Genomic DNA, 14,705 nt, shown 5'->3' with positions numbered 1-14,705 from the left:
TTTTGTGCTATGTCACAATGATATTGCTATATTCCGATGATATAATTAAAACTGCATTAGGACATTCATAGTCCGTTCACAAAAAAGGGGGAATTCCCATTTTTAAAATAACAGCGTTAATGGATAATTTGAATTCCGATCATCATAGTTTGCATGCCGAACACGGCTTATCGCTCTGGATTCAATCGGGACATACACGTATTCTTTTCGACTTCGGCAACAACAAAAAAGCTTTTCAAAACGCAAGAATGCTCTCCATCGATTTATCAGAGCTGGATTTTTCCGTATGCAGTCATTCTCACTATGACCACAGCGGAGGATTCCCGGATTTTCTTGATTGGGTAAAAGTGAAATCCCTGATTACCGGCCCGGGATTTTTCGAACCCAAATATTCTTTTGACGGCACAAAGTATACCTATTTGGGAGCCAGTTTCGATTTAAAGTTTCTGCAACAGCACGCTATTTCCCATCGGGTTTGCGAAGGGCTGTATAAACTGACAGACGGATGCTATGCAATCGGAGATTTTCAAAAAACATACCCCATGGAAACCATTCCGCAGCGCTTTGTCCGGCAAACAGAGCAAGGGTTCATCCGGGATTATTTTGAGGATGAAATCTGTCTGGCACTGGAAACAGAAAAAGGCATTGTCGTAGTGGTAGGATGCTCCCATCCCGGGATACTGAACATCCTCAGGACGGTTACGCAACGGCTGAACCAGCCCGTTTATGCGGTGATTGGAGGAACCCATCTTGTGGAAGCGGACGAGGAACGCATTCAATATACGGTGTCCGAAATGAAGCGGATGGGGCTGAAACTGTTGGCGTTATCTCATTGCTCGGGTGACTTGGCCGAGCGGATGATTCAAGCGGATAGCGACGTCGTGGGCTGCCATCTGGCAGTTGGAGAAAGCATTGTGCTGTGAGGGGAGAGACTATGACGATTAATCAGTCGGCGCAGGAAATGGTGGATGCCATAGCCCAGATCGTGAGCAGCAGAACCATCAACATTATGGATAAAAATGCTGTCATCATTGCTTCCTCAGACCCGAATCGAATCGGCACTTTTCATCAGGGCGCAGCGGAAGTGCTTGCGAGCGGAAAACCGGTTTACATACAAAAAGACGCGCTCTCCCGCTACGAAGGCGCAAAGGAAGGCATCAACCTCCCCATCGTGCTGGATGATAAGCTATTCGGAGTGGTTGGAATCTATGGCAACCCTGACGAAGTAAAGGATGCCGCCAACCTTCTATGTATCTATGTGCGGCAATATTTTGCACAGATGGCTCTCAACCGGAAGGAGCACATGGAAAACGAGCTGCGTTCGCAGCTGCTCAAGCTTTTAGTGCTCGACTTCAACAGTCCGGCAGAAGAAATTCATCAGCTCAGTGCATTGGTCGGCATCAAAATTCGCATGCCGATGCGCGCAGTCGTTGTTTCCCTCGGTGAAAACGAGACTGATCCGCTAAACAGGTTAAAAAACCTGGATAAGTTGCCGGGTATTTTGATCAGCACGAGTTTGCTGAATCCTTCAAACGATTTGTACGGGGTCCTGGATGACTGTTTTGTTTTTCTCAAGCAGGCAGATTACATACAGAATACGGATGCATTCATTCATCAGGTGCAGGAGGCGGTTTGCTCCGGTCAAAAGCTCAGCGTATCAACGGCCATCGGTGAAAACTGCGGCAGCCAAAGCCAGCTCCGCTTTTCTTATCAGGAGGCGCTGACGCTCGTACAAAACGGCAAGGGCTGTTTCAGCATGGATGACAGCAAAAGCAAACTGGATTATCTGTTTTTCAGGCTGCAAAAGGCAGATGAAGCACGCTTCCCCCGCATGATGTATGCACAGTTGGAGGATAGCTTTGGGCTGCGGGAAATGGACTGGGTAATGGCAACAATCCAGGTTTATTACGATTGCTGCGGCAGTATCAATAAGGCGGCCGCTCTTCTCCATGTGCATAAAAACACGATGCTTTACCGTATGAACCGGATATATTCCGCCTTGAATCTGGAGGCGGAAGACGATTTTACAAAGAGGTGTTTTTTGAAAATTCTGCTGGTTTACGATCATCGTCTCAAAGGCTGATGCCTACTATAAAAATAGTTTGGAGGGAATATCATGTCAGGCATTTATATGTTTGCGGTCATTATTCTTGGTGTTGTGGCAATGATACTCGCGATTTCCAGGTTTAAGCAGCATCCTTTCCTGGTTATGCTGATTGTCGCAGTATTGGTCGGTCTGCTGTGCGGCATGCCTGCCAGCGATGTCGTCAGTACCGTAAAGGCTGGCTTTGGCAGCATTATGTCAAATATCGGCATTGTTATTCTGGCGGGCACCATTATCGGCACCATACTGGAAAAAACCGGCGCGGCCCTGACCATGGCAAACAGCATTTTAAAACTGGTCGGCAAAGACCGTTCCGTTCTCACAATGGGGATTACCGGCTATGTTACCGGCATTCCGGTTTTCTGCGATTCGGGGTTTGTGATTCTCTCCCCGATTGCCCGCGCTTTATCCGCCCAATCCGGAAAATCGCTGGCAATTCTTGCAACCGCGCTCAGCGGCGGTCTGTACGCCACCCACTGTCTGGTTCCGCCTACACCCGGCCCAATCGCCATGGCGGGCACTTTAGAGGCTGATTTGGGACTAACGATCGGAATCGGCCTGCTCGTTTCCATTCCCGGCGTGATCGCCGCAATTATCTACGCGAATAAGGTTGCAAGTAAAATCAATATCCCCGCGAACTCGGAATATACCGTGGAAGAACTGATAAAAAAATACGGCAAGCTTCCTGGTGCGCTTCATTCTTTCTCCCCGATTCTGCTTCCGATTATTTTGATTGCATTAAAGTCGGTTTCTGACTTCCCTTCAAGACCTTTCGGAGAAGGTATTGTCCAAAAGTTCTTTTCTTTTATCGGAGATCCGGTTATCGCGTTGATCATCGGTGTGTTCCTTGCTTTCACACTCATTCCGGTATCAGAAAAAGGAAAGAAGCTGGATTGGATTTCGGAAGGCATTACGAATTCGGCATCCATTCTGGCGATTACAGGCGCCGGCAGCTCGTTTGGAGCAATCCTTCAAAAACTGCCGATCGCGGACGCTCTCAGCGGTTCCCTGCTCAAGCTGGGAATTGGCGTTTTCCTTCCGTTCATTATCGCCGCCCTGCTGAAGATTGCCATGGGAGCTTCCACGCCGGCCATGATCATCACTTCCGCTATGATCGCACCCATGCTGCCCGCTTTGGGCTGCACCACCCCCATCGGCAAAGTTTTAATTATTATGGCAATCGGGGCAGGCTCAATGACAGTCTCCCACGCCAACGATTCTTATTTCTGGGTTGTATCCCAATTTTCCGATATGACTCCAAGCCAGGCGTATAAGTGTCAGACCGGTATGACCGCCGCTATGGGCATTACAACCATTATCGTTGTTTCCATCCTTTCAATGTTCCTTTAATGAGGTTCCATTGTCTCTTCCAGAAAAAGAGGGCGTCCCAACGGGACGCCCTCTTTTTCACTGTTCCACAAGTTTATGTGAGCCATTCATTCGTATTCACAGCGCTGCAGGAATTTTTACACGCGCTATTGATGCCAAGCCTATTTGAAAGGAAGCGTAACCGTAAAGGTGGTCCCTTTTTCTTCGTTGCTCTCCACCGCCAGTTTTCCGCGGTGTCCGTCCACAATACTTTTCGCGATGGCCAGACCCAAACCGAACCCGCCCTGATCGCGGGCGCGGGCTTTATCCACCCGGAAGAACCGCTCAAAGAGATGGTCCAAATCCTCTTGGGGAATCGGAGCCCCCGTATTATGAACCGACAGCCGTACCTTGTCCGCAAGGCGTCCCGCCGTTACTTTTACAGTGCCGTTTTCCCCGGCATACTTGCAGGCGTTGTCCAGTAAAATCATCACCAGCTGCTTGAGCTGTCCCTCATCTCCGGAAAGCAGAATCCCCGGCTCAATTTCACTGTCCAGCTCCACCCCCTGCTCAAACGCCACCGGTTCAAACGGCAGCAGGCAATTCCAGACCGTGTCGCTGAAATTGACCGGTATGCGCTGCAAAGGCGCCCGCGCCGCATCTGATTTCGCGAGAAAAAGCATATCCTCGACGAGCTTCTTCATCCGGTCCGCTTCCGCGCGGATATATTCCACCCATTTCATCTGCTGTTCAATAGGGTCCGTTTTGTGCGAAACCAGGATCTCTGTATTGGCTAAGATTACCGTGAGAGGCGTTTTCAATTCATGTGAAGCATCCGCCACAAACTGGCGCTGCCGTGTCCATGCCTGCTCGACCGGGCGCAGCGCCCAACCGGCAAGAAACAGGCTGATCAGGAAAAACGCGGCCAGACCGGCAAAACCAACCAACAGAGAAGTCAGCAGCAGGCTTGCCATTGCGCTTCGTTCGTTGCTTAAATCCGCGAATGCGATTTTCGGCCCTTCCGATGTATCAGCCCGCAGATACCGCAGCCCTAAGCCCGAGAGCGTCCCAATATCCTTTCCGGCCTCTTTGACGCGTTTTACCGCATCCGCAACCACCTCATCAGACACTTCTACATTATCCCGCGTGATCGTTTGAATCTCCCCGCTGTCATCCAGCAACACGCAGAATACAGGCATGATCTGGGCAGGGTTCTTGGGGCTGTGATCGCCGATTTCAAACTTTGGGGGCGGCATCTGCGCATTGCGGCCGGTGATTCTGCGCATGGAATCAAAGCTTTCCCCGCGCATACGCTGATAACTGGAAAAATAAAGCGCGCCGAACACAATCAGCAGCACCAGCGTCACCAGCGCCATATTAATGAGAATAAACTTTCTGCGAAGTTTTTGAATCATGCCCCTTCCGCCTCCAGCCGGTAACCCACTTTCCGAACGGTGCCGATGTTGACAGAAGAACCGAGAAAGAAGAATTTTTTACGAAGGAAAGAAATATAAGCCTCTACATTGTTATCCTCTGCACCGGACTCAACCCCCCAGATTTTGGTGATCAGGCTTTCCTTGGGAACGATCATCTGCGGATTGGTCATCAGAAGCCGGAGCACCTCGAACTCTTTGAAGCCCAGATGTACCGATTTTGTCTCGCGCCGCAGCGTATAGGTAGACAGGTTAAGGGCCAGATCCGCAAAGGTCAGTTCCTCCAGCACCACATCCCCCTGCCTTCTGGAAAGGGCCCGAATCCGCGCAAGAAGCTCGTCCGGCGAAAACGGTTTGGTCATATAGTCATCCGCGCCGCAGTCCAGCCCGGTCACTTTATCCGCCGTTTCATCGCGCGCCGTCAGCAAAATGACCGGCGTCGCGATTTTTTTCGCCCGCAGTTCCTTTACGATTTCAAATCCATTCCGTTTCGGCAGCATCACATCCAATACGATGACGTCATAGATTCCGCTTAACCCATATTCAAGCCCGTCCGACCCGTCGTATACCACATCCACCACATATTTTTTCTCAGTCAGAATCTGTTCCAGTGCTTCCGCAAGCCGGACCTCATCCTCCACAATTAAAACACGCATTGCCCACCCTTCTTTCCCACAAGCTGTATTTATTATAAAGAGTTGCATTTGTTTACGCAATCATTCTAGTGACGAAACCTGAAAATAGTCTGAATACACTTTTTCAGACTGTTTTCAGGTTTCAGCTTTATGATACGGGTACAGAAAACGGGACGGCTGAAAAAATTCGCCGCGACAGGAGGTAATTGGTATGTCATCCTATCAGGATGTTTTTAAACGTTATGAAAAGAAATATCTGCTCAGCGAACAGCAATATGCCACGCTTCATAAGGAACTGGAAAGCCGAATGACGGTGGATCAGTATGGCCGGCACACGATCTGCAATCTTTATTTTGACACAGACAGCTTTGAACTGATCCGTGCATCGCTTGACAAGCCTGTTTATAAGGAAAAACTGCGGCTGCGCAGCTATGGCGTCCCCTCACAGGACGACACCGTTTTTATCGAGCTGAAAAAGAAATATAAAGGCGTTGTTTATAAACGCCGGGTTCCCATAACCCTGCGGGAAGCGTCCGATTATCTTTTGCGGGGAACAGAGCCCGAAAAGACCTGTCAGATTCTTCACGAAATTGGATGGTTCATGAAGCTGTACCGGCCATCCCCAAAAGCATTCATCGCTTACGACCGGGTTGCTCTGTCCGGCAACGAAAACAGCAGCCTGCGCGTCACCTTCGACCGCAATATCCGTTTCCGGGAGTCCCTGCTCGATCTGTCGCGGGGCGACTGGGGAAACCTGATTCTCGATTCCAAAACAGTCCTCATGGAAATCAAGATTCCCGGCGCGATGCCTGTCTGGATGAGCGATCTGCTGACGGAGCTTGCAATTTTCCCCACATCCTTCTCCAAATACGGAACCTGCTATAAAGATCATTTGATTCAACATCTTGTAACGAACGGAGGACCCATTTGTGCTTGAAACACTGCTTAACGCCACTTCACAGAATATCCTTCTGTGCACCGCCGCTTCCCTGCTTTTGGGGATCTGCACCGCGCTCTTTTATATGTACCGCAACACTTACAGCAAAAGCTTTGTAATGACGCTGGCCCTGCTGCCCCTTATGGTGCAGTCGGTCATTATGCTGGTAAACGGGAACCTCGGCACCGGAGTGGCCGTTCTGGGAGCGTTCAGCCTTGTGCGTTTCCGTTCGGTACCCGGCAGCGCACGGGAGATCGGCAGCATCTTTGCAGCCATGGCAATCGGCCTTGCAACCGGCATGGGGTATCTGGCCTTTGCCGTTCTGTTTACCGCTTTGACCGGTATCATGACAGTCCTGCTTTCCGCCACAAAGTTCGGTGAGCAGCGCTCCGCGGAAAAGGAGCTGAAAATCACCATCCCTGAAAATCTGGACTATGAGGGCATTTTTGACGACCTGTTCGGAAAATATACCAAAAAGGCGGAGCTGCTCCGTGTCCGGACTACAAATATGGGCAGCCTGTACGAACTTTATTATCATGTTACCCTTAAGGGGACTTCCATCGACAAGCAGTTTCTTGACGAGCTGCGCTGCCGCAACGGCAATCTGACAATTGTATGCGGCCGCGTGCCGACCGCCAAGGATGAATTATAACAGGAGGGACTTATGAACTGCTTTACAAAAAAAACCTTTGCCTGCCTAAGTGCCGCGGCAGTTTTAATTGGAACGTTCGCCGGATGCGGTACCCAGCCGCAAAGCTCTTCCGGCGCTTCAAGCTCTTCCTCCGAATCCGTCGCTTCAAATGCTTCTCCGCTCACAGAATACAGCAGCGAAAATCTTGACGCAAGCTGGGAGGAAGCGTCCGCCGTCTCCGTTTCGCTGGACGGCGATTCCTTTACGGTAAATGGGGCAGGCGCATCCGCCGACGGGAGCGTGCTCACCATCTCCTCCGCCGGTACCTATGTGCTCAGCGGCACAATGACTGACGGGCAGGTTCTCGTAAAAGCGGGAAAAGATGATCTCGTCCGGCTGGTACTGAACGGCGTGACGATTTCCTGCTCCGACAGCGCGCCCTTTTATTTCGAACAGTCCGAAAAGGTCATTCTCACGCTTGCGCCGGGAACTGAGAATACCGTTTCAGACAGTCCGGATTATCAGTACCCTGATGAGACAACCGATGAGCCGAACGCCGCGATTTTCGGAAAGGATGATGTCACGATCAACGGGGACGGTTCGCTGGATGTCACCGGCAACTATGAAAACGCGGTTGCCTCCAAGGACGACCTGGTGATTACCGGCGGAACGATTAAAGCCACGGCGGCAAAGGACGGCCTGCGCGGGCGGGACTCGGTTTCCATTCTGGCAGGAAATTTCACCATCGACGCCCAAGCCGACGGTATTCAGTCCAATAACGATGAAGACCCCAAAAAAGGCTCTGTTTCCATTGACGGCGGTTCCTTCGCGATCACGTCGGGAAACGACGCGATTCAGGCGGAAACCACGCTTCAGGTAACCGGTGGCGAATTTGACCTTGTTACCGGCGGCGGAAGCGCAAACGCCGAGTCCGATGATCCGCGGGACGATTTCCCGGGACAAATGCAGGCATCGGCGGACAGCGAAAACCCGCCGGAAGATATACCTTCCGGCCAGCCGGCTCCCCCGCAGCAGACAGAGCCTGATACAACCGCCGGGGCAACGATAAATCCACCCGACCAAAGCGAAGGAGCGATGCCGCAAATGCAGGCATCCGATTCTTCAGAAGAGTCCGCCGAAAGCACCAAGGGTCTGAAAGCGGGCGGCAAAATCGTGATCACGGGCGGCACGTTTGCCATTGATTCCTGCGACGACGCGGTACATGCAAACGGCGATGTTTCGATTCAGGGCGGCACGTTCCAGCTTGCTTCCGGCGATGATGCCGTTCACGCCGATGCCGCTTTGACTGTCAGCGGCGGCGAACTGAACATTACGAACTGCTACGAAGGGCTGGAAGGCCAATCGATTACGATCAGCGGAGGTTTTGTACAGCTCACTGCAAAAGACGACGGCATCAATGCTTCCAGTGCCGAAACTTCTTCCCAAAAGGGCGGACCGGATTCGGCTGATGAAACCTGCTACATCCGAATTTCAGGCGGAACTGTCTTAGTCGATGCGGCAGGCGACGGAATCGACTCCAACGGAAACCTCTATTTTGAAGGCGGTATGGCGCTGGTAAACGGGCCTGTCAATGACGGCAACGGTTCTTTGGATTATAACGGCAGCTGCGAAATTACCGGCGGGGTTCTCATCGCATCAGGCAGCTCCGGTATGGCGCAGGCTCCCGGTGAATCCTCTTCGCAAAACACCCTGATGGTAACCTATTCCTCAGCGCAGGCGGCGGGTACGTTAGTTAGTCTCGCCGACGAAAATGGAAATCCTGTTGTCACATTCGCCCCATCCAAGGAATACCGTTCCATTGTGATCAGTTCTCCCGCTCTGGAGCAGGGAAAAACATATACCCTGTTTTCCGGCGGCAGCTGCACAGGGGAACAGACAGGGGGATTGTATGAAAGCGATGCGGCCTATTCCGGCGGCACAAAACTCACGGATGTAACGCTGTCGGGCGCAGTAACCCGCATTGCGGATGACGGTTCCACAACTGCCGCCAATGAAATGCGGCCCGGCGGGATGGGCGGAAGAGGCGGATTTGGGCAGCCCGGCGGCAGAACGCCGCCTTCTCAGAATGACGCCGCCTCTCCAACCGAAGCAGGAAACACATCCGGACAAAACAGCTGAAGGATTCCTTCAAGATAAAAAAGATTCCCGCAAGCTGAAACAGCGGCGGGAATCTTTGATTTTTATGTAGTCAAAGGGCTGCTTTTTGCAGGCATCGGTCAAAAATATCTTCCGGCTTCTCCAGAAAATCATCCGCGGCGATCCCCTCAGGGGCTTTACAGCCCCATAAAGCAAGCGCAAAGCGAACGCCCGCCCCTTTGGCGCATTGAAGATCATATAAAGTGTCCCCGATATAGATCGCTTCGTCGGGCTTCGCACCGGAAAGCTGCAAAAATTTGTCCATGGGTTCGGAGAAGGGCTTATGCCTGCGGGTGTCCTCGGCACAAATAACGGTACTGAAATAATCCGCCAGACCAAACGGAACAAAATCCGCCTGAAATTCCTTTTTGTTTTTCGATGTGATAATTCCCAACTGATACTGTTGTTTTCTCAATTCGGTGAGCATGGTTTGAATGCCGTCAAAAACGCGAATCCGATCATAGTAGTTTTGAAACTTTTCTTCCCATCTGGAATTGTAATAGACCGGATCATCGAAACCGAGCCGGCAAAGTGCATCCGGACCGGGGATTCCCAGCGCAAACCGCAAGGTATTGATGTCTGCCGGTTGATTTTTGTTTTCTTCAATCACATCTTTTAAAGAAAGCAAAACCGCGTCCTCGGTGTCGAGCAAGGTGCCGTCAATGTCAAATATGATGTGGGTGATGTTCATAATGCCCTCCTGTCCTGAAATCGGATGCCGCTGTTCCTATCCTCCATTATAACCGGTTTGGTAAATCATTCATGAAGTTTTTTAAAATTTTAACGCGAAGCGTAAAAAACAAGCATCCCGGCGTTCATCGCCCGGATGCTTGTACTTTTTGCCTGACCGCCTGTTCGATCTCCATCGGGTCTACAGCCACGGCGCCAACAGATTCCAGATAGTCTTTCAAAGGCTCAAATTTCTCATAAAACGCTACGATCAGGTCGTCTTCCTTTGCATCCTCAATTGCCGATTTCAGTGCCTCCAATTCATCCTCTATCAGCTTGACCGCACCTTTCGGGAAATTCTCCTCCATAACGGTATGGTAGAGGATTCCGGCGATCTCCCCGCTTTTCCTGCCGCGCAGATCGCGGTCCTCTTTAATATAAAGGCGGTCAAAAGCCTGTGCGCATTGTTTTCCGACCGCTTTTACCGCGCGGTCCATCCTGTCTCCCGGGACACCGATCACCCCTGCCAGCGCATTCCCGCCCAGCTTTTTGCAAACCTGAATGGCTTTTTCGTAGCCCGCCGGATTATGTCCGTAATCCAACAGCACCCGGATTCCATGCAATGCGAATAGATGAAACCTTCCGGTGTTGTCCGTAAAGCTTTTGAGCCCCGCCCTGATGATATCAATAGGCACCCCAAGCGCATAGAGCGCAGAGGTGGCGGCAAGCGCATTTTCAATGTTGCATTCTATCATGCCATGAACTGTAATCGGAATTTCCTCCACCGGCACAACATCCTGAAGAACAGGTCCATCCTGGATCTGGATTTTGCCTTTATGCTGAAAGACAAAAATCCGCCCCAGCGCATAATAAGGCTTGATTGCGTCGGTGTCTTTGCTGAACAGAACGGTTCGTACTTTGACCCGGTTTAAAATATAGGGGGTCATGGCGTCCTCCGCGTTCAGGACCGCCGCGCCTTCTTTTTTGACGGCTTCCACTACCAGCGATTTGATAAAAGCCAGATCCTCCAGCGTATCAACGCCGTCTATACCAAGGTGATCTTCCGTGATATTGGTGATCACGCCCACATCCGCGAGATCATATCCCAGACCCTCACGGACGATCCCGCCGCGCGCCGTTTCCAGAACGGCGGCTTCCACCGCCTTGTTGGACAAAAGCGACCGTGCGCTTCTCGGGCCGGAATTATCCCCCCTGCACACACATTTATTCCCGACAAAAGTCCCGCTTGTACTGGTCATTCCGACGGTTTTTCCGGTCAGGGAGAGAATATGCTGAATCAGGCGGACCACTGTGGTTTTCCCGTTCGTGCCTGTGACGGAAACAATCGGGAATCGCATGGAGTTCTCATCGGGAAACAGCATATTTACAATATCCCGGTCCACGCTGCGCGGGGTTCCTTTGCTGGGATACAGGTGCATGCGGATTCCCGGAGCGGTATTGACTTCAACAACCGCTCCGCCGGTATCAAGAATTGACTCCGAAATATTCTCTGATACAACATCAATGCCTGCTATATCAAGGCCGATTGTCGCGGCTGCCTTTTCCGCAATCTCTATGTTTTCCGGATGGATGATGTCTGTGCAGTCCACTGCCGTCCCTCCGGTGCTCAGGTTTGCGTTTTCCCGCAGAATGACCTCCTGTCCCTGTTCAGGAATGAATTCCGCCGACATTCCATTTTTAGCGAGGATGCTCTCGGCCACACTGTCCAGACAGATTTTCGTCAGCGGCTTTTCATGCTGTTCACCGCGGTCCGGGTCCTGATTGGTAATGCCAACAAGTTCCCTGACCGTATGGACGCCATCACCAATGACGCTGGCGGGAAGCCGTTCCGATACCGCCCTGACTTTTCCCCCGACCACCAGAATCCGGAAGTCCCTTCCCGAAACATATTTTTCTACAATAATGCCTTTGCTGTATTTGGCAGCATCGCGGAAAGCCTCTTTGATCTCTTTTTCATTTTTCAGGCACAAATGCACGCCTTTGCCCTGATTGCCGTCAAACGGTTTGATAACGACCGGCGTCCCAATCTGGTCCGCCACCATCAGGGCTGATATTTCGGAATAAACAATCTTTCCAAACGGCACCGGGATCTTATTTTCATTGAGCAGAAATTTTGTCAGCTGTTTGTTGCAGGAAATGTCCGCTGAGATGCACGATGTGGCGTCGGTCAGCGTGGATTCGATCAGCCTGCTGTGCTTCCCATAACCTAAGCGCACCAGGCTTTCATTGCCGATTCTCGTAATCGGGATTCCCCTTCTCTTTGCTTCATCTACAATAGCGGATGTACTGGGGCCCAATTCGGCCTCCAGGGAAATTTTTTTTAAATAGTCAAAAAACTGCTCGATCGCAACCTCTTCTCCGGCAAGCAGCTGATTTAAGATAAAAACAGCGGCTTTTCCGCATTCCTGCCCGCAAACCTCGTTTTGATATTCATAGGCAAGCGAATAGACATCATTCTCGGAAACTGCCCTTGTCTTTCCAAAACTCACCTGATAGCCCAGCATATACTGCATTTCGAGGATCACATGCTCCAGCACATGAGCCATATAGGTTCCTTCACGGAGCCTTTGTACAAACCCGCCTTCATAGCCCAGGCTGCAGCAGTTGGTTTTCAGCCCCGGAAACAGTTCCAGCAGTTTCTTATTGAATCCCGGAATTTCGTTGGTCGGAATCTCCCCATATTTCCCAATATTGACAACCATCTTGATCACAGGCCTGTGGCTGTAAATATTGCGTCCGCTGAATACTGTGAACTCATAAATTTGAATTTGCTCTGTTTTCATTTTTAAGACGCAGAACCTTTCTGTTTTTTAAATCAAAACCGTATCCCTGGGGCAAAACATGGACCGTTACCCCGTTGACCGCGAGAATTTCATCTTGCTCTAATTCAGACACATTGGAACTTTGCATGGTTTTTCCGTCAATAATGGTAACTGCGTTGGAACCAATCACTTCAAAATGCATGTCCGGATGTATTTTGATCGAGGTGTCTTCATCAATCCCGATACCCAGCACGCCCGGATTTTCCGTGACGCCGCAGAGCAGCCGTCCGAACCTGCCCCGCTGGTCAAAATGCTGATCAATGATCGCGCCGTCAATCAAATCCAGCCCCGGGGCCATTTTCAAGGTGCACTTTCTGGCGGGCTCATTGTCTTTGCCAGTCACAATCATGGTCGAGCTCATTGCCGACGCGCCGGCGCTGGTGCCCATAATAATCCCGCCCGATTCATACAACCGTTTCAGTTCCGAGCAGGCCCTCGTCCCCCCTAGGATGCTGGTAATGCGCAGCTGGTCTCCGCCGGTCATGAAAACACAGCTGGAGCGTTCGATCTGCTCGCAAAAGCACGCATGGCTGGCTTCCTCCCGCGTATTGATGTTCAGCACCTGAATATTTTGGACCCCGATTTTGCGGAATACTTCAAAATACTTCTGCCCCGTTTCCTCCGGGTGTTCAGTTGCCGTAGTTAGTATGGTCAGCAAATCCTCATCCGTAAGCATCCGCGGTGCCTGTTTTAAAATAATACTGTCATTTTCTTTATCTTCCGCGCCGCCGATAATGATCAGATAGCCTCTTGTTTCTTTTTTCATGTATTGATTCTCCAGAACAAATTTAATTCTTTTAATTTTTATAAACGTTTTCCCATTGCAAATACCATCCGGATGCGATAGTCATGGTCTGTGATCAGGAGGTCCGCGTCGCTTCCTTCCCTGATTACACCTTTCTGCGGATACAAATGAAGGATTTTTGCAACATTCACTGTGGCAAGGCGGATAACGGTTTCCGGTTTCAGCCCTTCTTCCAGTATGCAGTCTCTTAAATCCTGATACAGAACCTGTATCTTTACCGTTCCCCCCTGCGGGATACTGCCGTTCGCGTCCGAGCTGACGGTGACTGTTGACAAGTCAGGATTCTGTTCCGCCAACATTCGGATTGCTTTTGGAACGGGGATTCCATTGGATTCCCCCGCCGTCAGGTCGATATTGCCGCCTGCTTTGTAATAATCCATCGCCTGCCGAAACAGCCGGGGGTTTCTGTTGACATGGGTGGGGACAAACATTTCTTTCGGCAGATCAGAGTGATCCTCCATCTTCAGGACGGGGGCCAGCCCTTCTTTCCCGTCCCCGACGTGCAGGTGAAGCACCCCGGCTTTTCCGGCCAATAACCCGCCGAGATGTACCTGTGCCGCCAGCTTCAGCAGTTCCCCCGTATCCGGCTGTGAAGAGCGATGGTCAGAAATTGCGATCTCCCCCGCCCCGATTACTTTATCAATCAAAATTAAATCGCGCATGATGCTGCCGGTAAAGGTAACGGCAGGAATTTCGTAACTCCCTGCGTAAAGGTAAGTAGTAATCCCGTTCAGCTCCAGCGCCTTTGCTTTTGCGTATAAAGTTTCCAAAGTCCTCGTACAGCCGTCGGCACCCAGAAGCCCGCAGAGGGTGGTTACACCGGCCGCCGCTATCTCTTCAAACCTGATTTCAGGAATGCGGCTTGCAAATCCTTCTTCACCGCCTCCCCCGATGATGTGCACGTGTTGGTCAATCAAACCGGGGAAGGCAATCAGTCCTTCGCAGTTAATCACATCCGCAATGGGTTCCTGGTTAGCTAAGCCGCCCGGCGAAGTTATTTTGCAGATTTTGTGGCATGCGATGAAAAGGTCTTTTTTGCCTATATATTCGGGAGCATAACACTCAATATTTTTTAATAAGGTTATCATTTGATCATCCTTATGACATAATACAGTTATTTTGAGTATCAGGAAATCATTTATGTATCCACTTTTTGTAATTCCTGGATAAATGAGGCATTTTT

12 protein-coding genes are annotated in these 14,705 nt (G+C 50.8%); 6 read left to right on the top strand and 6 right to left on the bottom strand.

Annotated features, from left to right (window positions below):
• Positions 1 to 119: 119 nt before the first annotated feature.
• The 3 genes from C1A10_RS13070 to C1A10_RS13060 are packed head-to-tail and all read left to right on the top strand — an operon-like array spanning position 120 to position 3,454.
• The gene (locus tag C1A10_RS13070; protein WP_101910677.1) at positions 120 to 923 is read left to right on the top strand and encodes an MBL fold metallo-hydrolase; all 804 of its coding nucleotides are present in this window, start codon (positions 120 to 122) and stop codon (positions 921 to 923) included.
• Between the two features lie 11 nt (positions 924 to 934).
• Positions 935 to 2,083, top strand: coding sequence for a CdaR family transcriptional regulator (locus tag C1A10_RS13065; protein ID WP_101910676.1), 1,149 nt, complete (start codon positions 935 to 937; stop codon positions 2,081 to 2,083).
• A gap of 33 nt (positions 2,084 to 2,116) precedes the next feature.
• Complete coding sequence (locus C1A10_RS13060) at positions 2,117 to 3,454, top strand: GntP family permease (protein ID WP_101910675.1); 1,338 nt, start codon at positions 2,117 to 2,119, stop codon at positions 3,452 to 3,454.
• Positions 3,455 to 3,594: 140 nt separating this feature from the next.
• On the opposite strand, the gene C1A10_RS13055 is transcribed toward C1A10_RS13060, so the two are convergent.
• The gene (locus tag C1A10_RS13055) at positions 3,595 to 4,827 is read right to left on the bottom strand and encodes a sensor histidine kinase (protein ID WP_101910674.1); all 1,233 of its coding nucleotides are present in this window, start codon (positions 4,825 to 4,827) and stop codon (positions 3,595 to 3,597) included.
• Complete coding sequence (locus C1A10_RS13050) at positions 4,824 to 5,501, bottom strand: response regulator transcription factor (protein ID WP_101910673.1); 678 nt, start codon at positions 5,499 to 5,501, stop codon at positions 4,824 to 4,826. The genes C1A10_RS13055 and C1A10_RS13050 overlap by 4 nt, the downstream gene beginning before the upstream one ends.
• A 190-nt stretch (positions 5,502 to 5,691) precedes the next feature.
• On the opposite strand from C1A10_RS13050, the gene C1A10_RS13045 reads away from it, so the two are divergent.
• Genes C1A10_RS13045 through C1A10_RS13035 form a run of 3 tightly spaced genes read left to right on the top strand, consistent with a single transcriptional unit; the run spans position 5,692 to position 9,187 of the window.
• Entirely contained in the window at positions 5,692 to 6,417 is a 726-nt protein-coding gene (locus tag C1A10_RS13045) for a polyphosphate polymerase domain-containing protein (protein WP_101910672.1), read from the top strand.
• Positions 6,410 to 7,069, top strand: a complete 660-nt coding sequence (locus tag C1A10_RS13040; protein ID WP_101910671.1) for a DUF4956 domain-containing protein — start codon at positions 6,410 to 6,412, stop codon at positions 7,067 to 7,069. The genes C1A10_RS13045 and C1A10_RS13040 overlap by 8 nt, the downstream gene beginning before the upstream one ends.
• Before the next feature lie 12 nt (positions 7,070 to 7,081).
• A complete protein-coding gene (locus tag C1A10_RS13035) occupies positions 7,082 to 9,187 on the top strand; it encodes a carbohydrate-binding domain-containing protein (protein WP_101910670.1) in 2,106 nt (701 codons plus the stop codon).
• Positions 9,188 to 9,257: 70 nt separating this feature from the next.
• Here the strand turns inward: C1A10_RS13035 and C1A10_RS13030 are convergent, their stop codons facing one another.
• From C1A10_RS13030 to iadA, 4 genes are all read right to left on the bottom strand, one after another.
• Complete coding sequence (locus tag C1A10_RS13030) at positions 9,258 to 9,896, bottom strand: HAD family hydrolase (RefSeq protein ID WP_101910669.1); 639 nt, start codon at positions 9,894 to 9,896, stop codon at positions 9,258 to 9,260.
• 124 nt (positions 9,897 to 10,020) lie between these two features.
• On the bottom strand, positions 10,021 to 12,678 hold the full coding sequence (cphA, locus tag C1A10_RS13025; RefSeq protein ID WP_101910668.1) for a cyanophycin synthetase: 2,658 nt from the start codon (positions 12,676 to 12,678) through the stop codon (positions 10,021 to 10,023).
• On the bottom strand, positions 12,650 to 13,483 hold the full coding sequence (locus C1A10_RS13020; protein ID WP_101910667.1) for a cyanophycinase: 834 nt from the start codon (positions 13,481 to 13,483) through the stop codon (positions 12,650 to 12,652). Before C1A10_RS13020 ends, cphA begins: the two co-directional genes overlap by 29 nt.
• Before the next feature lie 38 nt (positions 13,484 to 13,521).
• A complete protein-coding gene (gene iadA, locus C1A10_RS13015; protein WP_101910666.1) occupies positions 13,522 to 14,610 on the bottom strand; it encodes a beta-aspartyl-peptidase in 1,089 nt (362 codons plus the stop codon).
• Between the last annotated feature and the right edge of the window lie 95 nt (positions 14,611 to 14,705).

The sequence above is a fragment of the Marasmitruncus massiliensis genome, from assembly GCF_900186535.1.
In the GTDB taxonomy this organism is placed as follows: domain Bacteria; phylum Bacillota; class Clostridia; order Oscillospirales; family Ruminococcaceae; genus Anaerotruncus; species Anaerotruncus massiliensis_A.
Note: the sequence above shows the minus strand (reverse complement) of the source record. Positions and strands in the feature narration are given on the sequence as shown.

Coding starts and splice junctions, on each gene's coding strand:
- C1A10_RS13035 (WP_101910670.1), top strand. CDS start 7,082: ATGAACTGCTTTACAAAAAAAACCTTTGCCTGCCTAAGTGCCGCGGCA.
- C1A10_RS13060 (WP_101910675.1), top strand. CDS start 2,117: ATGTCAGGCATTTATATGTTTGCGGTCATTATTCTTGGTGTTGTGGCA.
- C1A10_RS13070 (WP_101910677.1), top strand. CDS start 120: ATGGATAATTTGAATTCCGATCATCATAGTTTGCATGCCGAACACGGC.
- cphA (WP_101910668.1), bottom strand. CDS start 12,678: ATGAAAACAGAGCAAATTCAAATTTATGAGTTCACAGTATTCAGCGGA.
- C1A10_RS13030 (WP_101910669.1), bottom strand. CDS start 9,896: ATGAACATCACCCACATCATATTTGACATTGACGGCACCTTGCTCGAC.
- C1A10_RS13045 (WP_101910672.1), top strand. CDS start 5,692: ATGTCATCCTATCAGGATGTTTTTAAACGTTATGAAAAGAAATATCTG.
- C1A10_RS13050 (WP_101910673.1), bottom strand. CDS start 5,501: ATGCGTGTTTTAATTGTGGAGGATGAGGTCCGGCTTGCGGAAGCACTG.
- C1A10_RS13065 (WP_101910676.1), top strand. CDS start 935: ATGACGATTAATCAGTCGGCGCAGGAAATGGTGGATGCCATAGCCCAG.
- C1A10_RS13055 (WP_101910674.1), bottom strand. CDS start 4,827: ATGATTCAAAAACTTCGCAGAAAGTTTATTCTCATTAATATGGCGCTG.
- C1A10_RS13020 (WP_101910667.1), bottom strand. CDS start 13,483: ATGAAAAAAGAAACAAGAGGCTATCTGATCATTATCGGCGGCGCGGAA.
- iadA (WP_101910666.1), bottom strand. CDS start 14,610: ATGATAACCTTATTAAAAAATATTGAGTGTTATGCTCCCGAATATATA.